This is a genomic window from Anoxybacillus dikiliensis, from assembly GCF_050613275.1.
Classification (GTDB): Bacteria; Bacillota; Bacilli; order Bacillales; family Anoxybacillaceae; genus Anoxybacillus.
In genome coordinates this window covers 869683-894272 of record NZ_CP187112.1, presented here as the reverse complement: position 1 = coordinate 894272, position 24590 = coordinate 869683, and the positions used below count along the sequence as shown (strand labels likewise).

Sequence of the window (24590 nt, the reverse complement as noted above, 5' to 3'; positions counted from 1 at the left end):
ATGAAGAAACATACACCATCTTTCATTTTTAAACAAAAAAATCATCTTTGCAAACGTATAAAGAAGTGCTATAATTCACTTTGTTTTATGTAAATCCAAGTTAAAGAGGTGTACAGCGAAATTGTCACAGTATGAAACACCGTTATTTACCGGACTGTTAGAGCATATAAAGAAAAATCCGATTCAATTTCATATTCCTGGCCATAAAAAAGGAGCAGGAATGGACGAGCAGTTTCGCTCCTTTATTGGAGAGAATGCGTTAGCGATGGATTTAATTAATATCGGTCCGCTTGATGATTTACATCAGCCAAAAGGAATGATTAAGCGCGCCCAACAGTTAGCAGCGGAAGCGTTTGGAGCGGACTATACATTTTTTTCCGTGCAAGGAACGAGCGGAGCGATTATGACGATGGTTATGTCTGTCGCAGGCCCTGGCGATAAAATTATCGTTCCACGAAACGTGCATAAATCGGTCATGGCAGCGATCGTGTTCTCAGGAGCGACACCGATTTTCGTTCATCCTGAAATTGATAAAGAGCTTGGTATTTCACACGGCATTACACCGGAGGCAGTAGAGGCGGCATTAAAACAACATCCAGACGCCAAAGGGGTGCTCGTCATTAACCCGACGTATTTCGGCATTGCAGGCGATTTAAAACGCATCGTTGACATTGCGCATCGCTATCATGTCCCTGTCCTTGTCGATGAGGCGCATGGCGTACACATTCATTTCCATGAAGATTTGCCGCTTTCAGCGATGCAAGCAGGAGCAGATATGTCGGCGACGAGCGTGCATAAGCTTGGCGGTTCGATGACGCAAAGTTCGATTTTAAACGTAAAAGAAGGGCTTGTGTCGCCAAAACGGGTGCAAGCGATTTTAAGCATGTTAACGACGACATCAACGTCTTACTTGTTGCTCGCTTCGCTTGATGTGGCGCGCAAACGGCTTGCGACGGAAGGACATGAGCTGGCGGAACGAGCAATTCGCCTCGCGAATGAAACGCGCAAGCAAATTAACGACATCGACTATTTATATTGCGTCGGAAAAGAAATTATCGGCACAAAAGCGACGTTTGACTACGACCCAACGAAGCTTATTATTTCGGTGAAAGAGCTTGGACTAACAGGCTATGAAGTCGAAAAATGGCTTCGTGAACATTACAACATTGAAGTCGAGTTGTCCGATTTGTATAACATTTTATGTATTATTACACCGGGCGATACAGAACGGGAGACGAGCGTATTAGTCGAAGCGCTTCGTCGTTTGTCAAACGAATTTCGCCATCAAGCCGAAGTCGGAAAGAAACCGAAAGTGCTTTTACCAGACATTCCTGTCCTTGCGCTTACCCCGCGCGATGCGTTTTATTCTGAAACAGAAGTCGTGCCGTTTGACGAATCGGCAGGGCGCATTATCGCTGAGTTTGTCATGGTATATCCACCTGGCATTCCGATTTTCATTCCGGGTGAAATTATTACGGAGGAAAATTTAAACTACATTCGCAAAAATATAGAAGTCGGCTTGCCTGTTCAAGGTCCGGAAGACGACACGTTGCAAATGTTGCGCGTCATTAAAGAACATCAGAAATGAAAAAAAGCGGAGCTCGCATCGAGTTCCGCTTTTTTTCATCAACGAAAAGAGACCGGCTATGCCGATCCCTTCCCCCATCTATATTGTCTCCTCATCCCCCAAAGCTCGTTCCGATCTATGTTTTATTCCTCGTCTTCACAATCGCAACCGCTACATTGACCGTACAATACCGTCACTTTTTCGTCCTCAAAATGATCAATCGTCGCATTGCATGTTTGGCATACAATTGTACCCATCCCCGATAACCCCTTTTCCTTTGGAATGTTGAAAACGTTTTACTGATTTCATAATAATATGTCACATTTATTTTGTCAATAGGAATTAGTATGACATATTTAAACAAAAAAAGAGACGTATTTCACGCCTCTTACTCATATTGTTCAGCATAAGGTGTCGTTGGTAAAATGTCTGAGAAAAATTCAGCTAAATCTTCAGCTTGTTCTTTCGTGTCGATGCGAAATATTCGTTGTAAGTAGTCGTGGTCTTCGATGTCTTTCGGGTCGAGGAGAGCTGAGCGGCCTGTTTGCATACAGATGACGAGCGGCTTGCCAAAAAACATGTTCGTATAAACGATGCCAAAATCGTAGCGAACGTCTTTTGTCGTAAAACCGACGAACCTCACTTTTACTTTTTCATGCTCATCATACAATTTTTCAAATACGTGCATATCATTCCCTCCTTCTAATAGGTTAACATTCATTATACCGCATCATTTATATTTTCGCAATTATTTGTTTTTTTACATATGTACGTGATACAATGAAAGTGATTTCAACGTATCGAGGTGAACAAAATGGCTTATACAGCTACCATTGAACTTGTCCCTGCATCAACATGGGAGACGGTGACGTTAGAACAATGTAAGCAATTGCTTGAACAATTTCGTGATATCGCCCGCAAAACAGGCGAACAGCTCGGCTGGGACTACGAACAGTCCGCTTTTCCATACGATATCGTCATAAACGAAGACCGCATTTTGTTAGTCGGAAAAGATGATCGCTATCATATGATTGAATGCCGCGTGCACGACCGTGCTGTGCAGTTTGTCTTGCCAAAACAAGCGACGCACGGCGATAAAGGGAAAGCGAACGAACTATGCAAATTTTTCGCCAAACAAATGGCGGGAAAGCTTCATTTATTTAACGGGCGCATCATGTATTATTATAAAAGATAAGACCAAAAAAGCTTGCGGCAAACGAAATAGACGGCAATCGTCAATAAGGTTGTCCAACATGCGCGCTTTTTCGTTAAATGCAACCGAAGCGCAAGCAAAAAGGCTACATACATAAATATGACAAACAATAGCGCCTTAAAAATCAAATGATCGTGAGCCGATCTCCATTCAACGAGTGAAAATAAGCTCCAAATGACGAGTTGAAGTAAAAAAACGATATACATGTTCATACACCCCTTACAACTATCATATGATCGCAAGGAAAAAAACATGAAAAAAGAGGACGGCGAAGCCATCCTCTTTTTTCTTATTTATTGATAATATGAATTGGACTGCCGAGCGCTACTTCCGCTGCTTCCATCGTAATTTCGCCAAGCGTTGGATGCGCATGAATTGTCATCGCAATATCTTCCGCTGTCATGCCTGCTTCAATTGCTAAACCGAGCTCTGCGATCATATCTGATGCATTCGGTCCGACGATTTGTGCACCGATAATGACGCCATCGTCTTTCGTTAAAACGAGTTTTAAGAAGCCGTCTGTTTCGTTTAACGCAAGAGCACGACCGTTTGCGCCAAACGGGAATTTCGCTGTAATAATATCAATGCCTTCTTCAATCGCTTGTTTTTCAAAATAACCGACAGAAGCACATTCAGGATCGGAGAAGACGACAGCTGGAATCGCTAAATAATCAATTTCAGACGGATGGCCTGCGATCGCTTCTGCCGCAATTTTTCCTTCGTATGATGCTTTATGCGCAAGCGGTGGACCTGCAACGACGTCACCGATCGCATAAATGTTTGGTACGCTTGTGCGGCATTGTTTGTCGATTTCAATTAAGCCGCGCTCCGTCATTTTCACGCCGATTTGTTCAAGTCCCATTTCTTCTGTGTTCGGACGGCGACCGACTGTGACAAGCACGTATTCTGCATCGATCGTTTTCGTTTCGCCGTTTACTTCAAACGTCACTGTGACGCCATCTTCACGCTCTTCAACACCTTTCGCAAGGGCGTTTGTGAAGACGTCTACTCCTTTTTTCTTCAAGCGGCGACGAACGACTGCGCTCATTTGTTTTTCAAAGCCAGATAAAATTTCGTCTGCCCCTTCTAAAATCGTAATTTTCGTTCCGAAGTTTGCGTATGCTGTTCCTAATTCTGTACCAATGTAACCGCCGCCGATGACGACCATCGATTTTGGAATGTCAGACAAGTTCAATGCGCCTGTCGAGTCAAGCACGCGCTTTGAAAATTTAAATGTTGGCAGCTCGATTGGGCGAGAACCTGTTGCGATAATCGCGTTTTTAAATTTGTACGTTTGCGCGCTATTTTCTGTCATGACGCGAACGGTATTTTCGTCAACGAAATACGCTTCGCCGCGCACGATTTCAACTTTATTTCCTTTTAATAATCCTTCGACACCGCCTGTTAATTTTTTCACGACACCGGCTTTCCACTCTTGCACTTTCGCAAAGTCGACTTTTACGTTTTCCGCAAAAATACCCATATCTTGTGAATGTGTCGCAATTTCATAACGGTGTCCGGCAGAGATGAGCGCTTTTGACGGAATACATCCGACGTTTAAGCACACACCGCCGAGGTTTCCTTTTTCAACGATCGTTACTTTTTGGCCGAGCTGCGCCGCACGAATCGCTGCGACGTAACCGCCAGGGCCTGCACCGACGACGAGAGTTTCTGTTTCAATTGCGAAATCGCCTACTACCATCGCATTACGCCTCCATTAACAATAATTCAGGATCGTTTAATAAACGTTTCATATGATTTAATGCGTTTTGTGCCGTTGCACCGTCGATCATACGGTGGTCGAAGCTTAACGACAACGCTAACACTGGAGCAATGACAATTTCACCATCGCGTACGATCGGTTTTTCTGAAATGCGGCCGATGCCTAAAATCGCTACTTCCGGATGGTTGATGACCGGTGTGAACCATTGACCGCCTGCAGAACCGATGTTTGTAATTGTGCACGTTGCACCTTTCATTTCGTTCGGCATTAATTTGCCTTCGCGCGCTTTTGTCGCAAGCTCGTTAATTTCTTTTGCGATCGCAAAAATCGATTTGCGGTCTGCGTGTTTAACAACTGGAACGAGCAATCCTTTATCTGTGTCCGCTGCAATTCCGATGTTGTAGTAATGTTTATGAACAATTTCTTCTGTCGCATCGTCAATGGATGTGTTAAGCGCTGGATATTCGCGAAGCGCTGACGTTAATGCTTTAACGACATACGGTAAGAACGTTAACTTAATGCCTTTTTGCGCTGCGACGTCTTTAAATTTCTTACGATGCGCAACAAGTTTTGTCACATCGACTTCGTCCATTAATGTGACGTGCGGTGCTGTATGTTTCGAGTTCACCATCGCTTTTGCAATTGCGCGACGAATGCCGCTCATTTTCTCGCGTGTTTCTGGGAACTCGCCTTCGAGTACGACTGGTTGTGCTGCTGGTGCTGCTTTTTGTTCTTGAACTGGTGCTGCTTTTTCTTCTGCTGCTTGTGCTTTCGCTTCTGTTTGTGGCGCTGTGCCGCCTGCTAAATAAGCGTCAATATCTTGCTTCAACACGCGGCCGTTTTTGCCTGTGCCTTGAACGAGGCGAATGTCGACACCTTTTTCACGTGCATATTTGCGCACAGATGGCATCGCGATGACGCGTTTTTTCGGCTCTGCGCTTTGTGCGACTGGCTCTTGTTTTACTTCCTCTTTCTTTTCTTCCGCTTTTGGCTCATCGCCATGATCGCCTTTGAACTTTAAGTTTTCGTATCCCGGCGCATCAAATTTAATTAACGTTTGACCAACGGTTGCGACTGTTCCTTCACTCACTAAAACTTCTAATACTTTCCCTTTTACTGGAGATGGAATTTCGACAACTGCTTTATCGTTTTGCACTTCGCAAAGCACGTCGTCTTCGTTTACTTCATCGCCCGGCTTTACAAACCATTTGACAATTTCACCTTCGTGAATCCCTTCACCGATATCCGGTAATTTAAATTCAAATGCCATGTATCTCAACCTCCTGTTTCTTAAATGTGGAGGGGCAGGCCCCCTCCATTAAAACGTCATGACTTTTTTCACTGTTTCGATGACATCTTTAAAGTTCGGTAACCATACAGGCTCTGCTTGTGAGAACGGATATACCGTATCCGGTGCTGCCACGCGCAATACCGGCGCTTCAAGGCTAAGAATCGCACGTTCGTTAATTTCTGCAACAACGTTTGCCGCAATACCTGCTTGTTTTTGCGCTTCTTGTACAACGACCGCGCGGCCTGTTTTTTCAACCGATGCGATAATTGTTTCAATATCTAACGGTTGAACGGTGCGCAAGTCCACGACTTCAACAGAGATGCCTTCTTTTTCAAGCTCCGCTGCCGCTTTTAACGATTCATGTACCATCGCACCGTATGTGATGACCGATACGTCTGTTCCTTCACGTTTAATGTCCGCCTTGCCGATCGGAATTGTATATTCGCCTTCTGGCACTTCTTGGCGGAATGAGCGATACAATTTCATATGCTCTAAGAAAATGACAGGGTCGTTGTCGCGAATCGCTGAAATTAATAATCCTTTCGCATCATATGGCGTTGATGGGATGACGACTTTTAATCCCGGCTGTTGCGCGACAAGCCCTTCTAAGCTATCGGCGTGCAATTCTGGCGTATGTACGCCACCGCCGAATGGCGAACGAACAGTAATTGGTGCATGGAAACGGCCGCCAGTACGATAGCGCATGCGCGCCATTTGACCAGAAATGGAGTCCATCACTTCATATACGAATCCGAAAAACTGAATTTCAGGCACAGGACGGAATCCTTGCAATGCTAAACCGATCGCTAAACCGCCAATTCCTGATTCTGCAAGCGGTGTGTCGAATACGCGATCTTCGCCAAACTCTGCTTGCAATCCTTCTGTCGCGCGGAATACCCCGCCGTTTACACCGACGTCTTCACCGAACACGAGAACGTTCGGATCTTTGCGCATTTCTACGCGCAACGCATCCGTGATTGCTTGAATCATTGTCATTTGCGCCATTGGTTACTTCGACTCCTTTTCTTTATAAATTTCGTATTGCTCTTTTAAGAACGCTGGCATTTCTTCGTACATGATCGACATTAAGTCTGTCACTTTTTGTTTTGGTGTTTCGTCCGCTTTCTTAATCGCTTCTTTAATGTCTTCTTTCGCTTGTTCAATCACGCGATTTTCTTCTTCTTCGCTCCATAACCCTTTGTTTTCCAAAAACTTACGGAAACGAACGAGCGGATCTTTTTTCTCCCATTCGTTTTCAAGCTCTTTGGAACGATAGCGCGTTGGGTCGTCTCCCGCCATCGTATGCGGACCGTAACGGAAGCAAAGCGTTTCAATCAATGTTGGACCTTCGCCGTTAATCGCGCGCTCGCGAGCGTCACGCACCGCCACATATACCGCAAGCGGATCCATTCCGTCGACTTGAATGCCTGGAATACCTGCAGCGACTGCTTTTTGAGCGATTGTTTTTGCTGCTGATTGTTTTTCGACTGGCGTTGAAATCGCAAAACGGTTGTTTTGAACAATAAAGATCGCTGGCGCGTTAAATGCACCGGCAAAGTTAATTCCTTCGTAAAAGTCCCCTTGCGATGCACCGCCGTCACCTGTGTATGTAACTGCGACCGCTTTTTTGCCGCGCTTTTTCATGCCGAGCGCAACGCCGGCTGTTTGAATGATTTGAGCACCGATAATAATTTGTGGCGGCAACACGTTGACACCTTCAGGAATTTGATTGCCATGAAAATGACCACGTGAAAATAAAAATGCTTGGTAAAGTGGTAAGCCGTGCCAAATCATTTGCGGAACGTCACGATAGCCCGGTAAAATAAAATCTTCTTTTTCTAATGCAAAATGGCTCGCTAATTGGCTCGCCTCTTGTCCTGCTGTTGGCGCATAGAAGCCGAGACGTCCTTGACGGTTTAACGAAATGCAACGTTGGTCAAGCACGCGCGTGTATACCATGCGGCGCATAAGTTCTTTCAATTGCTCATCTGTTAAATTTGGCATGGCCGCTTCGTTTACGACTTCGCCTTCCTCGTTTAAAATTTGAAATGTCGGGAACTGCTCAGCGACTTTTTCAAGTTGCTTTTTCACATCAAATAGGGGTTTTTTACCCATTTTGTTCACCTCATCCTTTCTTTTCAAAGCGTAAAATGATGCACCTTTTAATTTGCCCAAAAACGGTTTCTTTTTACCACACGTTGTGTATTGAAAGCTGTATTAATGAGAAATGCAAGTGTGATTAATACAACTGTTTTTTTACATCTTTCAGTTTACACCGTTCGACAACGCTCGTCAATCAGTTTGCTCGCCACCTTCTATATAAAAGTGAAAATTAGAAAATTTTAACTGTGTTATGAATCTGTTATACTATTTTTTTAGAATCTGTATTATTTCTGTTTTACAACGTGGATATATATGTTTCTCACGCAATTGCACTTTTTCAATCCATCCTTCATAATAAAAATGGTTTACAATGCGAGTAGGGAGTGAAACAACGTGATTACGATGAAGGATATTATTAAAGATGGCCATCCGACGTTACGAAAAGTCGCAGAAGAAGTGCCGCTTCCCCCATCTGAAGAAGATCGCCGCATTTTAGCGAGCTTGTTGGAGTATGTAAAAATGAGCCAAGATCCGGAGTTAGCGAAAACGTATGGGCTTCGTCCGGGCATCGGCTTAGCTGCGCCGCAAATTAACGTGTCGAAGCGAATGATCGCGGTACATGTAACTGATGAAAAAGGAACGTTGTATAGCTACGCGCTGTTTAACCCAAAAATTGTTAGTCATTCTGTTGAAATGTGTTATTTAACGAGCGGAGAAGGCTGTTTGTCTGTGGACGAATCGATTCCTGGCTACGTGCCGCGCTATATGCGCATTACGGTCACAGGAACGACGCTTGAAGGCGAAACGGTGAAGCTACGCTTAAAAGGGCTTCCTGCGATCGTGTTTCAACATGAAATCGACCATTTAAACGGGATCATGTTTTACGATCGGATAAATAAGCAAAACCCTTACGACGTACCGGCTGAAGCCATTCCAATCGAACGATAAGATGAACGAAAAGGGCTGCCATGACGGAGCCCTTTTATTTTAATAAGCCAAGGTGACGTAGTCCGAATAAAATCCCATCTTCATCGACAGCTTTTGTCACAAAATCGGCCGCTCGTTTCGCTTCTTCATGACCATTTCCCATCGCGACTCCTGTCCCGACAAAACGCAACATTTCCGTATCGTTTAATCCGTCACCGAACGCATAGACGTGTTCGCGTCGAATGCCGAGTTCGTCAATCATTTTTTTAATCCCTTCTGCTTTCGAGCCGCCATACGGTAAAATATCTGTAGATACCGCATGCCAGCGCACAAAATGAAACGTCGGAAACGCTGTGACGTACGGCTGTTCTTCTTCTGGCTTACAAAACAACAGCGCTTGATAAATGTCGTTTTGTTCGTAATACGTTTCATCGTATGGGGGATGGGCAAACTTTAAGCTTCCCATGCTTTCATGAATGTACGGGTGATCGGCGACACTTGCTCGCATCTTGTCGGCGTCCATAAAAATAAGCGGATGTTCATTTGCGTGCGCCATTTGTTTTAATTCGTGAAGCCGTTCGCGATCAAGCGGTTGATTGTGAATCACTTCCCCTTCAAAGACGACATATTGTCCGTTAAAGCTGACGAACGATTGAATATCTAACTCTTTTCGCAGCCATTCAAACATAAACGGCGCCCTTCCTGTTGCGATGGCTACATATACTCCTTGCTTTTTTAACGATTGCACCGCTTCATATGTCGATGGCGGCAGCTGTTTATCGTGATCTAACAACGTTCCATCAATATCAAAAAAGACGATTTTTCTCTCCATGCTTCTCTCTCCTCGTGTAAAAGTTCACAAACCTACCGTAACGGAATTGCGCCATATTGTCAATAAATTGGTTAACAATCTCTTCACCACAAGTTAAAAACAAGTGCATTCTTCATACAAATATCAAAAGGAGAGAGCGCTTTTGATTAAGCGCTCCCTCAACTTCACTTCATTCATCACTTTTTGATTGCAATTCGGGTAATCGGAGACTTGAACATCACCATATCATCATTCACACCCGCATCAAGGACATCTTGAAAAGAAAACGAGTGATCTTCATCAGCATGTATATAAAATCCTTCAACATCAATATATTTATGCGTACGATCTGAGGGTACGATTTCAGCATACAAATAGCCGAAGTGCCGACTATTTTCCTTGTTCAAAAAATTTTTTATGGCATAGCCAATAACAGAAGATTGATAAGGCTTATTATAATGTTTTGCGCTGATGTGAGATGCGTCCTTGTATGTTTTGTAATAGCTGTAAAATTCACGATAATCTACGACTGCATTTTCCGTTGTCAAAACTCCGTAAAAATTTGCCTTCTTTTCTTGCGGATTTGTAAGCCATTTATATGATAAAACGACAGCATATCGAGGCTCTTCTCGATTGAGCAAAGAAATAGACATCGTCAATTCCATCACTTTCTTTTTTTGAACCGTGTAAATTGTCGATGCGGTACATAACATCTGCTTATAGAGATCACATTGAATGATTTGATCATTTGTCTGCTTTTTGAAAATGTCTCTCAACGCTTGCTCATTTAGATTTAGGTTATTCCATTTATTTATTGAACTTTTATTGCTAAAGAAGTGCAACTCCTCACTATCCATGTGTTTCATTTCTTCTTTCGTCAACCCGAGCAAAAATAAATTCACAATATCTTTGTTTTTTAACTGTGGGTTAATTGCATGATTCACCTTTTCCGGCTCTCTGATGAAGCTTTCGACCTCTTCTTTATCAAAACCTTGTTTTTTTTCATCCAACTGCTGAGCCTGCAAATGTATTCCCTGATAATTACATCCAGCTAGCATTGTACACAACAAAAAATAAATAACGATTCGTTTCAACAACAAGCCACCCTTCACGATATCATTTGCAATATAGTTTTATCTCGTAAAAGAAACCGCAGCATTTGGTATTTGTACGTAACTGGTTGTTCCCGAAACAGAGATCGACGCTCCTAGTGGCATCGACACACTAAATGAAGAACTCCATCCCGTTTTCATATGAGTATAATTAGCATATGCGGAAGAGTTTGCTCCAGAACTCCATAAAAATTCAGCATACGTATATCCCGAATCGTCTTGTGCACGTATCCATTTTCCATTATACTGCCAAAATTCTTGGTGGGAAGGAGAATTTCTATCTAGCTTATGGACATATCCTGTAGAAAATTTATATGTGGCACCGTTAAAATGTGAAGTTCTTCCGGCTACATAACCATAGTTATCATAGTACTTAGTTGTCCAACTCCCAAATATTGATTCATAGTCTACAGTCAAAGCCTCTTTATGTCCAGTTCCGAATAAGTCAACATACCGCTCATTAGAATCGTTAACCCAATCAAAATCGGAAACAATTGCATATTTGGACGAACGGGTAACTGCAACAGTTAGTTTCACCATTGACGACGAGTTCGATCCCTTACAAGTGTTTCTTGGATCACATAAAGAGGCTGTTACTAATTGTGGATTATTTTTTATTTTGTTATAATACTCATCCCGTTGTTTTTTGTTTTTCTCAAACTCATATTTTGTGATAGGAATTAGTCCTCCATCATTCTCATCGATTTTGAAGTATGAAACGTTCACATCTATTAATTCAGGCTCTTTCATATTCTTAAAATGCTCCCAGTCACTTAATGTAAAATCTTCAATTCGCTCCTTGGTAAATCCAAAATGAGCTAAAAATTAAGATATCCTTCTTTTTCAGCTTCAAGTTTCTCACATCTTTGTTTTCAAAATTTATATCCGCTACATCAGACCTATTTGCTTTTAAGTCTCTAATATCCTCTGTAGAGAAACCCAGTAGTTCTAACATATCATCTACATTTTTACTACCGATTATTGTGCTAGCAAATGCTGAATTTGTGACAAACGAAACACAGAACATAACTAACATAAACAAGCTAAACAAAACCTTTTTCATTAAAACATCCCCTTATTGAATTGTATAATTTTTTAAAATTATAAAAAAAAAAAAAAAAACGTCAATACATAAAGTTCATAAAGGGCCTTTCACCATTTTAATTTTATGTAAACAAATGGAGAAAAAAGGGCGCGTGTTTTTTATCGAAGCGGACGGGTTGTACGTGAAACGTCAACGAAGCCGCATCAAAGGGAAAGAAGAAAAGATCATCACGATTCATCAAGGATGGGAGAAAAACGGGAAACGCGTATCCTTAGTGAATCGACGGTATATGGTTCATCAAACGAATGAACCGATTTGGGAGGCTGTAGAGAATTTTCTGATGAAGGAATATGGCTATGATCCACTTGAGGATTGGGTGGTCATCAATGGAGATGGTGCCCCATGGATCACAGCGTGTCGAGAATATTTCGGGGACAGAGGGTACTTTCAGCTCGATCGGTTCCATGTGTCAAGAGAGATTCGTCAATTGTTCCGAGGTCATGCGAGATATCGGGTGATTCGAAAGAAATTCGCATCATGGGATGAAGAAGGCGTGTTACGAGAACTCACAAGTGCTATCGGTACGCTAGAACATGAGGAGAAGGAAAAGCAACTTGAGGCGCTTGTTCGTCGAATTGAGGAGATACCAGGATGTTTACGTGACTTTTTAAAACGGGAGAAAACGCACATATCTACAGGATGAGAGTGGATAAAAGCGCTTACATATAACGATTTTACAAAACCATATATGACTAAAAAAATCTCCCACAAAGTCTTGACTCAAACTAACATATTTTCCTATGCAAAATTTGTCGAGCATCTTCTTATAATAAATAGTAGATAAAACATTTACTTTCCTGCAAAATCGGATACAATAAAAGTGAGGAGTGATGCGTCATGTTGAAAAAGTTGAAACGCAAGCTGCTCAAACAATGGAAAGAACTGTTGCGCAGAAAATCGATTGCGTAGTTGTACGAGCCCTTCTATTGAAGGGCTTCTTTTCAATTTTGTTTCCCATTCCACACTTTTTATATATAATAAGAAAAGCGGAAAGCGTCCGGAGCTAAATATCGCTTTATTTTTTAAACAAATGACAAAAAGGAGAGATGAACGTTGATTTTTAAAGTGTTTTACCAAGATGCGATCGATGAAGTGCCGGTAAGAGAAAAAACGAAGACGCTATACATTGAAGCAGAGAGCGAGCGGGATGTGCGCCGAAAACTACAAGACCGTCAAATCAATATTGAGTACATTCAACCGCTTGAAGGGGCGCATTTAGCGTACGAACAGCAACATCCTGATTTTCACGTATTGGAGATTGAACGATGAAATGTTTAAAAGATAAACAAGTTGGTGTTTTTGCGCTCGGCGGTCTAGGCGAAATCGGGAAAAATACATATGGCGTACAGTATGAGGACGAGATTATCATCATTGATGCCGGCATTAAGTTTCCAGAAGACGAATTGCTCGGCATTGATTACGTCATCCCGGATTATAGCTATTTAGTGAAAAACGCAGAAAACATTAAAGGGCTATTTATTACACACGGACATGAAGACCATATCGGCGGCATTCCGTATTTGCTTCGCCAAGTGAACGTGCCGATTTACGGTGGAAAGTTAGCGCTTGGACTTATTCGCAACAAGTTAGAAGAACACGGACTGTTGCGTCAAACAAAACTTATTGAAATCAAAGAAGACGATGTTATTTCGTTCGGAAAAACAGCAGTGACATTTTTCCGTACAACGCACAGCATTCCAGATAGCTACGGCATCGTCGTCAAAACGCCAGTCGGACAAATTGTGCATACAGGCGACTTTAAATTCGACTTCACTCCTGTCGGCGAGCCAGCAAACTTAACGAAGATGGCAGAGATCGGGAAAGAAGGCGTTCTTTGTTTATTGTCGGATAGTACAAATAGCGAAATTCCGCATTTTACGATGTCGGAACGGCGCGTCGGAGAAAGCATTCATGATATTTTCCGAAAAGTGCAAGGGCGCATCATTTTTGCGACGTTTGCTTCAAACATTCACCGCTTGCAACAAGTGACGGAAGCGGCTGTATTAAACAACCGAAAAATTGCCGTATTCGGACGAAGCATGGAAGCGGCGATTGAAATTGGTCAACAGCTCGGCTACATTAAATGCCCGAAAGATACGTTCGTCGATGCGGCGCAAATTAACCGTCTTCCTGCCCATCGCGTCACCATTCTTTGCACCGGAAGCCAAGGCGAGCCGATGGCAGCGTTGTCGCGCATCGCGAACGGCTCACACCGTCAAATTCAAATTATGCCGGGCGATACAGTCGTCTTTTCGTCTTCGCCGATTCCGGGCAATACGGTAAGCGTTAACCGCATTATTAACATGCTCGCACGCGCAGGGGCGGAAGTGATCCACGGGCCGCTTAGCGACATTCACACGTCTGGGCACGGCGGGCAAGAAGAACAAAAATTAATGATTCGCCTCATGAAGCCGAAATATTTTATGCCGATTCACGGGGAATATCGCATGCAAAAAATGCACGTCAAACTCGCAGTCGATTGCGGTGTCCCAGAAGAAAACTGCTTTATTATGGACAATGGGGATGTGCTCGGCATAAATGAAGAAAGCGCAAGCATCGTCGGTAAAATTCCGTCCGGCTCGGTGTATATTGACGGAAGCGGCATCGGAGATATCGGCAACATCGTCTTGCGCGACCGCCGCATTTTATCGGAGGAAGGGCTTGTCATCGTCGTTGTAAGCATTAATATGAAAGAAATGAAAATCGCTTCCGGACCAGACATTATTTCACGCGGATTCGTTTATATGCGTGAATCGGGCAATTTAATTAGCGACGCGCAACAGCTCATCGCCAAACATTTACAACAGCTGCTTGAACAAGGAACAAATCAATGGTCGGACATTAAAACAGAAATTACCGATACGCTCGCACCGTTTTTATACGAAAAAACGAAGCGAAAACCGATGATTTTGCCGATTATTATGGAAATATAAGAAAAACACAAAACTATGCTCATTGACAGAATAAATTCTGTTGAATATAATGAAAATACAGGTGTAGGGTGTTTTAGTTACCCACGATCGAATGCTCGCTACCATTAAAAATCGTAGCGACAGAAGGAAAACTTGTCGCTCATCCGCAGGCGACTAATAAATGGCGGACTCGAAAACTTGTCGCTCATCCGCAGGCGACTAATAAATGGCGGACTCGAAAACTTGTCAAAAAAGAAGCGGATACTCCGCTTCTTTTTTTAGATTGGGGTATTAAAAAATGTCTGAACATTTCAAAATTTATTTTATTAAGGAAGAATTTTTTTCAATCACCGACTGGGCACAATATAAAGTACCTACAAAAGAGAAAAGGCCTATGTTAATTTTAGTCATTGAAAAAGAAGAATTTCCCGATGGGCTTGTTTGTATTCCTATCACAAAAGATGATGATAAAAACGGGAAGATTAAAGCATTATCGATGAAAAGACCGGATTTTATACACCCAATTAAAATAAATCGTTATGATAGTTATTTATTGATACAAAATATGTATATTATTCATAAAGAATTCATTGGGCAACCATATACTTTAAATGATGTTCCTTTTGAAATTAAAAATACAAAGCTTCGGAAAGAAATAATGAAAAAAGTAAAAAGAGTAGATGCACTTCTAAAACAAGGAATCATTCATTACGTACCAAGAGAAAAAGTGTTTGAAATCCAATTGAAATATCTAGAAGAAAAAAGAATTCTTGAAAGGACAAATATCATAAATAACCATACCTAATGAAAAAGACGGAAATATATTCTGTCTTTCAGATTGTTGAAAAGAAGGTGCCCGTTTGGACACCTTCTTTTTTATTCGCCAACGACTTCGCTTTCGAAGCGGTCAATGTCTTGATCGGCGCCGATGACGATTAAAATATCCCCGGCGTAAATCGTTTCTGATGCGAGCGGCGAGACGATAATGTCGTTATGCCGCTTAATCGCCACGATGTTAATGCCGTATTTCGCGCGAATGTCGAGCTCTAATAAGGAGTGACCATGAAGTTTTTCATTCGCGACAATTTCAACGATGCTATGTCGGTCAGACAGCTCTAAATAGTCGAGCACATTGTTAGAAATCATATTGTTCGCGATGCGCTCACCCATATCGCGCTCCGGATGGACGATATGGTCGGCGCCGATTTTTTTCAACACTTTTTCGTGATAATCGTTCGTCGCTTTCACCGTAATTTTTTCGACGCCGAGCTCTTTTAAAATTAATGTCGTCAAAATGCTCGCTTGAATGTTGTCACCGATGGCAACGATCACGTGGTCAAAGTTGCGGATGCCTAAACTTTTCAAAACGTTTTCGTCCGTTGAATCGGCAACGACCGCTTGCGAGGCAATGGACGCATATGCGTTCACTTTCTCTTCGTCTACATCAATCGCAAGCACTTCCATCCCTTGTTCGCTTAACGTGCGGCACACGCTCCCTCCGAAACGTCCGAGACCGATAACCGCAAATTCTTTTTTCTTCACGAAACGTCACCTCTTGTTCGATATTCATCAATGACGCGAATGATTCGTTTTTCTAACATATGCATGCCACCGCTACCTGCTTGGTAATGGCGAAATATACCGTCTGCATCAAATACGTAATATGTCGGCACGCAGCGATTGTCAAACGCTTCTTTTATTCGATGGTCATTGTCAACGAGAAGCGGATGTGTCATGCCGTATTGTTCAGCAAGCTGTTTTACCGCATCTACGTTTTTGTCGCTTTCTATTCTCGGCATGTGGACAGATACGACGTGCAATTCCCCTTTATAACGCTCGCGGAAGACGTTGACTTGTTTCATTCCGTCTTTACAAAGATGGCAGCTCACCGCCCAAAAATGAATAAGCGTCGGTTTTCCGATGAGCTGTTCGCGAGTGATGTTTTCGTTTAATACGATAGTTGCTCCGTCTAATGATGGCATAGGTTCTCGTAATTTCATCGTTTTTCTTCCTTTGCTTTATGATTTCCTTTCCAAGCGATGTAGCGAGTCAAAAGTTCAATAGCGACATCGATCGCTTGTTCGTCCGGGTTTAACTTCGCATGATGCAAGCCGAACGGCGATTGCACCCCAAGCCAAAACATAAATCCTGGAATGCGAGCGAGCATATAGCCAAAATCTTCCCCTGTCATCGCTTCTTGGCAGCGGACGAGGCGGACGTTCGTTTCTTTTTCAACGAACTGCATAAATTCATTTGTGAGCGTTTCATCGTTGTATACTTGATAATACATCGAACCGTAATCGATATGCGCTTCGCAATCGTAAGCGACTTCGATGCCGCGCACGAGCGCTTCAATGCGCCCTTTTATTTTTTCCATCGCCTCCGGTGAAAGGGTGCGAATCGTTCCTTCGAGCCGAGCGCGCTCAGCGATGACGTTTTGAACGGTGCCGCTCGTCAACTTTCCAATCGTAATGACGGCGCTATCGAGCGGATTGACATTGCGCGCGACGATCGTCTGCAGCTGCATAATAAAGGCGCTTGCAGCGACGACCATATCTTTCGTTTCGTGCGGAAAGGCTGCGTGCCCACCTTTACCGATAAAATCAATAAAAAGTTCAGACGTATTCGCAAATAAGAGCCCTTCTTTCGTCGCAATCGTTCCGACCGGATATTCTGGAGCGATATGCAAGGCGAGTACGATATCGGGCATCCATTCTTTCATCTCCTCGCTCTCCAACATCGGAAGCGCTCCACCCGGTCCTTCTTCAGCCGGTTGAAAAATAAAGAGCATATGATCGCGAATCGGATGATGAACGACATGAGTAAGCACGCCGAGCGCAATCGCCATATGCATATCGTGTCCGCATGCGTGCATCCGTCCTTCGTGCGTCGAGCGAAACGGGACGTCCGTCTGTTCGTCAATCGGCAGCCCATCCATATCGGCGCGATAGCCGATCGTTTTCGTCGGAGAAAGGCCACGTACGCGTACGAAAATGCCGGTGCGCCACGTTTTCACATCCAAACGTTGTTGCGGCAAAGTAGCGAGATAGTTCAATATGTATTGCTGTGTTTTAAATTCTTGAAAGCCGAGCTCAGGAATTTGGTGCAAATCGCGGCGAATATGAATAAAGTCGCCCATACGTTTCCTCCTTTTGAAAAAAGCATGGAATGGATCCACGCTTTATAGTTGGCGAAGTTCTTGTTTAATTTCAACTTTTGCTTTTGTTTTTTCGTCGATTTGTTTAATGACGCGCGCTGGTACGCCTGCAACAACGGTATATGGCGGCACATCTTCTGTCACGATCGCACCCGCGGCAACGACCGCACCTTTTCCGACCGTCACTCCTTCTAAAATGACCGCGTTTGCTCCGATCATCACATCATCTTCCACAATGACCGGTTTTGCGGATGGCGGCTCAATGACACCAGCAAGTACCGCCCCTGCACCAACATGGCAGTTTTTCCCTACTGTCGCACGTCCGCCAAGCACAGCGTTCATGTCGATCATCGTTCCTTCGCCAATAACAGCGCCGATGTTAATGACCGCCCCCATCATAATGACGGCGTTGTCGCCAATTTGCACTTGATCGCGAATGATCGCTCCCGGCTCGATGCGCGCTTTTATATGTTTTAAATCAAGAAGTGGAATCGCAGAATTGCGACGGTCGTTTTCCACGACGTAGTCTTCGATTTTATGTTTGTTCGCTTCAAGCGCGGCTTCAATGTCTGCCCATTCGCCAAATACGACGCCTGTCTGACCTGTAATAAATGTTTTCGCGCTCGGGCCAAAATCGATGTCAGCCACGTCTCCTTTTATGTATACTTTCACAGGTGTTTTCTTTTTGCTGTTTTGAATAAAGGAAATAATTTCATTCGCATCCATCATCATCGCAATTTCCTCCTTATCATTTTATTTTTTTACTTTAACAAATGATATAAACGGTGACAAGCCTATTGTCGCTTTTCGTACATCGAGCGGTTGAACCGCTTTAATATTTCACGGCGCGTAACGATGCCTACAAAATAACCGTCATCATTTTCTACGCATAAAAATGGGTGATCAATAAGCAACTTCAACACTTTTAAAAATGAATCGCTTACATGTAAGCGCGGGATGTTGCGCTGCATCACTTGTTCCACTTTCATCGTGTCAAGCCGCTCGAACTCGATCCGCTCAATGCCTAAAATGGCATCCATAATCATCGTCATGCTAATGAGCCCTTGCAGTTTATACGTCATATCTAATACTGGGATAGCCGAGTATCCTGTGCGCGTTAAGACGAGTAACGCGTGTTGTAAATGATTCCCCACTTGCACGTGCGCCACTTTATCGGACGGAATCATTAGTTCAGTCAGCGATGGTTGTTGCATCGTCATTCCGCCTTTCGCAATATAATCCCCATTTGTCATTGTATCATGTTCGTTTCGATATGGAAAAGCGAGAAGTGCATCGGATATGATACAATAATAGACAAAATGGTATCATATGGGGGGAGAAAATAATGGAATCGGAAGCCGTAAAACGCGAGCGATTGCGCCTAAAAAAAGAAAGCAAAAAAGGGAAGCTAAATGAATGGCATGCGAAAAAAATAACATTAGCCAGCGAATGGATTGAAAACGAAACGACACAAAAAAGTCGCCGAATCATCCGCGGTGGTGTGTATATGTGTGAACTAGGGGAAAATATTGGGACTGAACAAGGGGAATACCGACCAGTCATTGTCGTATCTAATGATCAAATTAATCTTTCATCAGGCAACGTTTCGATCGTCCCTTTAACGAAAAACTTAAAAAAGAAAGCGATTTTCAAAAACGGGGAAATCGTTACATATTTAAATGAGCCACGGTATCACAGCCACTATTTTCTTTTTAAAAACAAATATCCATTTTTAGATTATGATTCAGCTGTTTTAGGAGAAGAAACAAAAACCGTAAGCAAAATTCGCTTGAAAGAACATAAAGGAAACATCGACATAAAAGATATGGAAAAGATTATGATTCGTATTGAATGGGTTTTCGGACTTAGAAAAAGCTTAAAAAAATAATAAATGGGCTTGACAGCCACTCGTACGTCAAGATATATTTAAGACAAACATATACATCGCCTGTCTCGTCACGGGCAAACCACGTGATAAATCACGTTTTTTCTCACAAGGACCTGTCTGAAGGTCCTTTTCGCATATTTTATGCATAAAATGAGCGATATAAAAATAAACTGATCATACATCGCCTGTATTTGTCACAGGCAATTCATTCGCTATGTTAGCGAAGTCATCACTGCCTGTCTTGTCGCAGGCAACCTAGGGGCTATCTAATGAGCTTACTGCTCAATGATTAGATAGCTCCTTTTCATATGCCTTTCGAATAATTAATTCAACAAATCGAAAATTTCAATGGCGATCATATCAATATTGTCGAATTGATACGATTTCGGCTTCTCGCCTTTTTCGTACACTTCTAATACGAACGTGTTCGTTTTTTCATAATATGTCACGCTACATTTTTTTTCACCATTGACTTCAAAGTTGCGTTGTGGCGCTTCGTTCGTTCCTGTTTTTTGTTCTTGTAAGCTAATTAACCGTTGGATAATGCCTAATAATTGCGACATGACATTCATTCCTTTCCGATACGTATTTCAGCGACTATTCACTACTGTACCAAGATTCGCGAAAAAAGTAAACAAAAACGAAAGCCCACAAAAGAGCGGGCTTTTACGTTTGAAAAGCAACGTATGCGATATACCCGAGCAAAAGAGCGATAAACACGATGTATGCAATAAAAATCGGATTGCGGACATACGGATGAGCAGCCACTTTTTCGCTGACGGGCGCATCGTATTCACCTTGCACTTTTTGTCGCTTTCCTACTTGATACGTATAAACAAGTCCCCCGACTAATACCCCGCTAGCAACAAGTAAAAGCATCCAAGAAAATGTATCCATCATCGCCCACCTCTCTACGAAAAGGTGCGCAAACGTCGCATTGTCGTGACAAAACGTTTGCCCCTTATGCTTACTTTTCCACCGCGAGCGATATTTTATTACAGATGGGCGTTATGTTCAAATAAATATTCATACGTTAAATCGATAAACAAATAATGATGTTCATCAATCGGATACGAGTATGTGCGAATCGTTTCACCTGTTTCAATGTCGCTGTACAAATCAGATAAAATGCCTCGTTTGCGGGAGCGCATGCGAATAATATTTTCTAAAAAATACGGACGCCAGCTCCAATTTTTCATTTCGTATTGCGGCTGGAGCTCCCACGTTTCACCTCGTTTAAATATGTTGGCGGACTGTTGAAATCCGTCTTCATCGCATACGTAAATGCGAAAACTGCAATCGCTTAAATGTTTGGCTAGGGCGGAAATGAGTTCGTTAAACGATGAGGCTTTTTTATGTTTGGCGACGAGCTCAGATACGCGCGCTTGAAATTGTTCGGAAATATCGTATAACGTTTGCAGCTTCTTTTTTTCATGTTGAATGAACGTATGAAACTGATTGCGCAACGTTTCTTTTAATAAATGTGGCGGAAGAAATGACGGTGACGGTTCGTGCAAATAATAGCCTTGATAATATCGGCCGCCGTTTCGCCACGCATATTGAAGTTGAAAGGCGTTTTCTATCCCTTCATATAGAAGGGTCGCCCCAATTTTCCGCGCTAAAAGCGAAATGGAATAAAGCACATCATCGTACGATACGATCGTCGCTGACGTGCGCAACGCACGCAAATCAATTTTTAATAAATCGGGTGCTAACAACCGAATGCGATCTAAGTTGCTGCTTTCTTTCCCAATATTATCAACCGCAATTTGAATGCCGTATGTACGCAAATACGTCAATACGTGTCCGAGCTGTTGAATGTCGCCTTTAAAATGATGCTCCGTCATTTCAAGGACGACTTGGTTTAATTGTAATCCTTTTTCTTTATATTGAAGAAGAAGTTGCAAAAACGATTCTCCCCGATCGATCATTAACACGTTCGCATCGCGATTAATGAAAATGAGCGATGCGGGCTGCTCGTGAACAAACTGTTCGAGCGCTTTTGTCGTCACCGCCATATCGACTTCCATGCGAAACTCTTCTGGAACCGTTTCGTCGTGAAAAAATGGGCCGAGGCTAATGACTTCATCTCCTTGTTGAAAGCGCCCGAGCACTTCATATCCGACGATGCATTGCTCATCGGCACTAAAAATCGGTTGGTAATACGGAACGACTTGATCGATGTGTGTTAAAATGTCTAGCGCATCCAAAACGACGCTTCCTCCCCCGTTTTTTTCACTCATTATATCATAAGAAACGCGCCCGTTCATCGTACATCATCCAATAAAAAAGCGACGTCAGCAAACGTCGCATTAAAACGGATGTTGATTGAGCCATTGTCCGCCGTCGACCGTAATGCACTCGCCATTAATGTACGCGGCCGCATCAGAAAGTAAAAACGAGGCGACCGCTGCGATTTCTTCCGGCGTTCCGAAGCGACCGAGCGGCACGCTATCTTTCACACGCTTTTCCATCTCTTCTGATAAAATGAGCTTTTCTGCCCCTCCTGTTCGTTCAATCGGACCGGGAGCGATCGCGTTGACGCGAAAACCGTATTTTTTTCCCCACTCGACCGCTAACGTGCGCGTCATCGTTAACACGCCTGCTTTGGCGCATGCCGAATGAATGACACCTGCCCCTGCGCCCCAAGCATATGTAGCAACGATGTTAATGATCGATCCTTTTTGTCCTTTTTCAATCCAATAGTTTCCGACTTCCCGGCTACAATAAAACGTTCCGTTTAAAACGATGTCAATGACGCTATTCCAACCGTTAATCGATAGCTTTTCTGCCGGGCAAATAAAGTTGCCCGCAGCGTTATTAATGAGCGCATCAATTTTCCCGAACCGTTCATCTGTTTCTTTCACCATTGCCGCGACTAATTCTGGTTGACGCACGTCCATGACGACCGGAAGCACGCTTCCCCCGATTTCTTTTGCCGCTTCTTCAAGCGCTTCCTTTCTTCTTCCGGTAATGACGACATGCGCTCCTTCATCCGAAAAACGCTTCGCCATATATTTTCCCATGCCGCTTGAACCACCTGTCACAATAACAACTTTCCCCTTCATTTTTTCATCCCCTTTTTATGAATGGTTATTCATTCATTTTTATTGTACTATATATTTAGAAAATTTTTAATATTTTTCTTGCTGTTTTTATCAACTTTTTTCTTTTATAATGAATGGAGAACATTTTCGCGTGATAAGGTTTGAAAATATGAAACGACGAGATTTTTTACAAACGTTTTTTTCTTTATTCGTCAAAGGAGCATTGCTTTCAACAGCGGGATATATGTATGCAAAATATATTGAGCCGAGGCAGTTGACGGTACGGCGCTATGAAATCGTGCATCCGCTTATTCCAAAAAGCTTTGATGGGTGTCGCCTTCTTCAATTTAGCGACGTGCATTTAGGATACCATTATTCTGTTGACCATTTTCAACGCGTCGTCAAACGAATGAACGACCTTGCTCCGCATCTCATTTGTTTTACAGGCGATTTGCTTGATGAACCGAACAAATATGAGCATGTCGATGCGATTACATCGTTATTGGCGACGCTTCATGCGCCGCTTGGGAAGTACTGTATTTATGGAAACCACGATCACGGCGGATACGGAACAAATATATACAAAGAAATGATGGAGAAAGCTAGGTTTCGTTTACTCGTGAACGAATGGGTACATGTTCGTCAAGGGAACGAACAAATTGTCATCGCAGGGTTGGACGATTTTATGCTCGGTCAGCCGAATTTCGCAAAGACGGTACAACAGTTGCCGAAAGAAACGTATACGATTGCGCTTATTCATGAGCCTGATCTTGTGACACAAGCAAGCAGTTATCCGTTTCATCTTCAGCTGTCTGGTCATAGCCACGGGGGACAAATTCAACTGCCGTGGATTGGACCGCTCGTCACCCCTCCGCTAGCGAAACAATATGTCGAAGGGTTTTACGACGTACAGCAACTCACCTTATACGTCAATCGCGGACTTGGAACGACGCGCATGCCGTTTCGTTTTTTAACCCCACCAGAATTAACGTTGTTCACGTTAAAAGCCGGGTTATAACATAAACCCGGCTTGAAACATACATATGCTTCCGATGAGTGAAGCAACGATGTAAAGAAACGCTTCTTTATATCGCTTTCCTAATAATAGTTGCAGCGCTTCCACGCTAAATGTCGAAAACGTCGTAAACGCGCCAAAAAAGCCGACCGTCATCCCGACTGCCTGCACGTCATGTGCAACCACCATGCCAAGACCGAATGAGCCGAGCCAATTAATGAACAAAATGGAAAGCGGCACACGTGATTTTCTCGTCCAGCGCAACAGCCATATGCCAAGCTGATAGCGGCACCACGCCCCAAATGCTCCGCCAAGAGCTACCGCAATCATGACACCTCACCTGCATCTTTCATGCCCATTCGCTCTCCAACATACACGCCTGCATAACAAAGAAGCAAGCCCCCAACGAAAGATGTGAGCACATATACATTCGCAAGTCCAACATGTTCGTGCCATAGCATGATCGTCTCTTTACTAAACGTCGACATCGTCGTCAATCCGCCGCAAAATCCTGTTCCGATGCCGAGGCGCAACCATTCCGCCATTTTTTTCTTTCCGACGTAAGACGTAAGCGCCCCTAGCAAAAACGAACCGATATAATTGACGAGCAACGTCCCCCACGGAAATGTGAGAAATGGGAATGCGATCGCTACCCCGTATCGACATAACGCCCCTAGCGCTCCGCCAAGGGCCACCGCTCCGCTTTCTTTCACATCATC

The 24590-nt window shown here is 43.2% G+C and carries 31 protein-coding genes; 9 read left to right on the top strand and 22 right to left on the bottom strand.

The window, feature by feature from the left end; all coding sequences use genetic code 11:
* Positions 1-121: 121 nt before the first annotated feature.
* A complete protein-coding gene (locus ACPF7I_RS04780) occupies positions 122-1588 on the top strand; it encodes an aminotransferase class I/II-fold pyridoxal phosphate-dependent enzyme (RefSeq protein WP_430744484.1) in 1467 nt (488 codons plus the stop codon).
* Positions 1589-1710: 122 nt separating this feature from the next.
* On the opposite strand, the gene ACPF7I_RS04775 is transcribed toward ACPF7I_RS04780, so the two are convergent.
* Positions 1711-1824 carry a GapA-binding peptide SR1P gene (locus ACPF7I_RS04775; RefSeq protein WP_019417972.1) on the bottom strand — a complete coding sequence of 38 codons (114 nt, stop codon included), beginning with the start codon at positions 1822-1824 and terminating at the stop codon, positions 1711-1713.
* Positions 1825-1955: 131 nt separating this feature from the next.
* Positions 1956-2255 carry a DUF3055 domain-containing protein gene (locus tag ACPF7I_RS04770; protein ID WP_003395200.1) on the bottom strand — a complete coding sequence of 100 codons (300 nt, stop codon included), beginning with the start codon at positions 2253-2255 and terminating at the stop codon, positions 1956-1958.
* 126 nt (positions 2256-2381) lie between these two features.
* On the opposite strand from ACPF7I_RS04770, the gene ACPF7I_RS04765 reads away from it, so the two are divergent.
* Positions 2382-2762, top strand: coding sequence for a DUF1885 family protein (locus tag ACPF7I_RS04765; RefSeq protein ID WP_430744486.1), 381 nt, complete (start codon positions 2382-2384; stop codon positions 2760-2762).
* Here the strand turns inward: ACPF7I_RS04765 and ACPF7I_RS04760 are convergent.
* The 5 genes from ACPF7I_RS04760 to pdhA all read right to left on the bottom strand — a co-directional run bounded on the left by ACPF7I_RS04760 (position 2750) and on the right by pdhA (position 7909).
* Positions 2750-2986 carry a hypothetical protein gene (locus tag ACPF7I_RS04760; RefSeq protein WP_430744488.1) on the bottom strand — a complete coding sequence of 79 codons (237 nt, stop codon included), beginning with the start codon at positions 2984-2986 and terminating at the stop codon, positions 2750-2752. The two genes, ACPF7I_RS04765 and ACPF7I_RS04760, sit on opposite strands and share 13 nt — an antisense overlap.
* Before the next feature lie 83 nt (positions 2987-3069).
* A complete protein-coding gene (lpdA, locus tag ACPF7I_RS04755) occupies positions 3070-4482 on the bottom strand; it encodes a dihydrolipoyl dehydrogenase (RefSeq protein ID WP_430744489.1) in 1413 nt (470 codons plus the stop codon).
* Positions 4483-4486: 4 nt separating this feature from the next.
* Entirely contained in the window at positions 4487-5773 is a 1287-nt protein-coding gene (locus tag ACPF7I_RS04750) for a dihydrolipoamide acetyltransferase family protein (RefSeq protein ID WP_430744491.1), read from the bottom strand.
* 48 nt (positions 5774-5821) lie between these two features.
* Positions 5822-6799, bottom strand: coding sequence for an alpha-ketoacid dehydrogenase subunit beta (locus ACPF7I_RS04745; protein ID WP_043968180.1), 978 nt, complete (start codon positions 6797-6799; stop codon positions 5822-5824).
* A 3-nt stretch (positions 6800-6802) separates the two neighbouring features.
* Positions 6803-7909, bottom strand: coding sequence for a pyruvate dehydrogenase (acetyl-transferring) E1 component subunit alpha (gene pdhA, locus ACPF7I_RS04740; RefSeq protein WP_430744493.1), 1107 nt, complete (start codon positions 7907-7909; stop codon positions 6803-6805).
* Between the two features lie 381 nt (positions 7910-8290).
* On the opposite strand from pdhA, the gene def reads away from it, so the two are divergent.
* A complete protein-coding gene (gene def, locus ACPF7I_RS04735) occupies positions 8291-8845 on the top strand; it encodes a peptide deformylase (protein WP_430744495.1) in 555 nt (184 codons plus the stop codon).
* A gap of 34 nt (positions 8846-8879) precedes the next feature.
* On the opposite strand, the gene ACPF7I_RS04730 is transcribed toward def, so the two are convergent.
* The 4 genes from ACPF7I_RS04730 to ACPF7I_RS04715 all read right to left on the bottom strand — a co-directional run bounded on the left by ACPF7I_RS04730 (position 8880) and on the right by ACPF7I_RS04715 (position 11810).
* Positions 8880-9656: a Cof-type HAD-IIB family hydrolase gene (locus ACPF7I_RS04730; protein ID WP_430744496.1), complete on the bottom strand. Its 777-nt coding sequence runs from the start codon at positions 9654-9656 to the stop codon at positions 8880-8882.
* Between the two features lie 176 nt (positions 9657-9832).
* Complete coding sequence (locus ACPF7I_RS04725) at positions 9833-10729, bottom strand: hypothetical protein (protein ID WP_430744497.1); 897 nt, start codon at positions 10727-10729, stop codon at positions 9833-9835.
* Between the two features lie 39 nt (positions 10730-10768).
* A complete protein-coding gene (locus ACPF7I_RS04720) occupies positions 10769-11497 on the bottom strand; it encodes a hypothetical protein (RefSeq protein ID WP_430744499.1) in 729 nt (242 codons plus the stop codon).
* Positions 11498-11534: 37 nt separating this feature from the next.
* Complete coding sequence (locus tag ACPF7I_RS04715) at positions 11535-11810, bottom strand: hypothetical protein (protein WP_430744500.1); 276 nt, start codon at positions 11808-11810, stop codon at positions 11535-11537.
* Positions 11811-11925: 115 nt separating this feature from the next.
* Here ACPF7I_RS04715 and ACPF7I_RS04710 point away from each other — a divergent pair, with 115 nt between their 5' ends.
* The 4 genes from ACPF7I_RS04710 (at position 11926) to ACPF7I_RS04695 (ending at position 15569) form a co-directional block, all read left to right on the top strand.
* Entirely contained in the window at positions 11926-12495 is a 570-nt protein-coding gene (locus tag ACPF7I_RS04710; RefSeq protein ID WP_430744501.1) for a UPF0236 family transposase-like protein, read from the top strand.
* A gap of 410 nt (positions 12496-12905) precedes the next feature.
* Positions 12906-13121, top strand: coding sequence for a DNA-dependent RNA polymerase subunit epsilon (locus ACPF7I_RS04705; RefSeq protein WP_430744503.1), 216 nt, complete (start codon positions 12906-12908; stop codon positions 13119-13121).
* On the top strand, positions 13118-14785 hold the full coding sequence (gene rnjA / locus ACPF7I_RS04700) for a ribonuclease J1 (RefSeq protein WP_430744505.1): 1668 nt from the start codon (positions 13118-13120) through the stop codon (positions 14783-14785). Before ACPF7I_RS04705 ends, rnjA begins: the two co-directional genes overlap by 4 nt.
* A 277-nt stretch (positions 14786-15062) precedes the next feature.
* On the top strand, positions 15063-15569 hold the full coding sequence (locus ACPF7I_RS04695) for a hypothetical protein (RefSeq protein WP_430744506.1): 507 nt from the start codon (positions 15063-15065) through the stop codon (positions 15567-15569).
* Between the two features lie 71 nt (positions 15570-15640).
* Here the strand turns inward: ACPF7I_RS04695 and ACPF7I_RS04690 are convergent, their stop codons facing one another.
* The 5 genes from ACPF7I_RS04690 to cbpB form a co-directional block, all read right to left on the bottom strand.
* On the bottom strand, positions 15641-16306 hold the full coding sequence (locus ACPF7I_RS04690; protein ID WP_430744507.1) for a potassium channel family protein: 666 nt from the start codon (positions 16304-16306) through the stop codon (positions 15641-15643).
* Complete coding sequence (locus ACPF7I_RS04685; RefSeq protein WP_430744508.1) at positions 16303-16764, bottom strand: TlpA family protein disulfide reductase; 462 nt, start codon at positions 16762-16764, stop codon at positions 16303-16305. The genes ACPF7I_RS04690 and ACPF7I_RS04685 overlap by 4 nt, the downstream gene beginning before the upstream one ends.
* Positions 16761-17903, bottom strand: a complete 1143-nt coding sequence (locus tag ACPF7I_RS04680; RefSeq protein ID WP_430744509.1) for an N-acetyldiaminopimelate deacetylase — start codon at positions 17901-17903, stop codon at positions 16761-16763. Before ACPF7I_RS04680 ends, ACPF7I_RS04685 begins: the two co-directional genes overlap by 4 nt.
* A gap of 42 nt (positions 17904-17945) precedes the next feature.
* A complete protein-coding gene (dapD, locus tag ACPF7I_RS04675; RefSeq protein ID WP_430744510.1) occupies positions 17946-18653 on the bottom strand; it encodes a 2,3,4,5-tetrahydropyridine-2,6-dicarboxylate N-acetyltransferase in 708 nt (235 codons plus the stop codon).
* A 62-nt stretch (positions 18654-18715) separates the two neighbouring features.
* Entirely contained in the window at positions 18716-19135 is a 420-nt protein-coding gene (cbpB, locus tag ACPF7I_RS04670; protein ID WP_430744512.1) for a cyclic-di-AMP-binding protein CbpB, read from the bottom strand.
* Positions 19136-19266: 131 nt separating this feature from the next.
* On the opposite strand from cbpB, the gene ACPF7I_RS04665 reads away from it, so the two are divergent.
* Entirely contained in the window at positions 19267-19809 is a 543-nt protein-coding gene (locus tag ACPF7I_RS04665; RefSeq protein WP_430744513.1) for a type II toxin-antitoxin system PemK/MazF family toxin, read from the top strand.
* Positions 19810-20132: 323 nt separating this feature from the next.
* On the opposite strand, the gene ACPF7I_RS04660 is transcribed toward ACPF7I_RS04665, so the two are convergent.
* The 4 genes from ACPF7I_RS04660 to fadH form a co-directional block, all read right to left on the bottom strand.
* The gene (locus tag ACPF7I_RS04660; RefSeq protein ID WP_003396622.1) at positions 20133-20372 is read right to left on the bottom strand and encodes a YkuJ family protein; all 240 of its coding nucleotides are present in this window, start codon (positions 20370-20372) and stop codon (positions 20133-20135) included.
* Positions 20373-20475: 103 nt separating this feature from the next.
* Positions 20476-20709, bottom strand: a complete 234-nt coding sequence (locus ACPF7I_RS04655; RefSeq protein ID WP_430744514.1) for a hypothetical protein — start codon at positions 20707-20709, stop codon at positions 20476-20478.
* A 95-nt stretch (positions 20710-20804) separates the two neighbouring features.
* Positions 20805-22019 (bottom strand): EAL domain-containing protein, encoded by a 1215-nt coding sequence (locus tag ACPF7I_RS04650; RefSeq protein WP_430745974.1) that lies wholly within the window; start codon positions 22017-22019, stop codon positions 20805-20807.
* 102 nt (positions 22020-22121) lie between these two features.
* Positions 22122-22877 carry a 2,4-dienoyl-CoA reductase gene (fadH, locus tag ACPF7I_RS04645; RefSeq protein ID WP_430744515.1) on the bottom strand — a complete coding sequence of 252 codons (756 nt, stop codon included), beginning with the start codon at positions 22875-22877 and terminating at the stop codon, positions 22122-22124.
* 148 nt (positions 22878-23025) lie between these two features.
* On the opposite strand from fadH, the gene ACPF7I_RS04640 reads away from it, so the two are divergent.
* Positions 23026-23874 carry a metallophosphoesterase gene (locus ACPF7I_RS04640; protein ID WP_430744517.1) on the top strand — a complete coding sequence of 283 codons (849 nt, stop codon included), beginning with the start codon at positions 23026-23028 and terminating at the stop codon, positions 23872-23874.
* Here the strand turns inward: ACPF7I_RS04640 and crcB are convergent.
* Together crcB and ACPF7I_RS04630 are read right to left on the bottom strand one after the other, a co-directional pair.
* Positions 23869-24201 (bottom strand): fluoride efflux transporter CrcB, encoded by a 333-nt coding sequence (gene crcB, locus ACPF7I_RS04635; RefSeq protein WP_430744519.1) that lies wholly within the window; start codon positions 24199-24201, stop codon positions 23869-23871. The two genes, ACPF7I_RS04640 and crcB, sit on opposite strands and share 6 nt — an antisense overlap.
* A complete protein-coding gene (locus tag ACPF7I_RS04630) occupies positions 24198-24584 on the bottom strand; it encodes a fluoride efflux transporter FluC (protein ID WP_430744521.1) in 387 nt (128 codons plus the stop codon). Before ACPF7I_RS04630 ends, crcB begins: the two co-directional genes overlap by 4 nt.
* Positions 24585-24590: the final 6 nt, after the last annotated feature.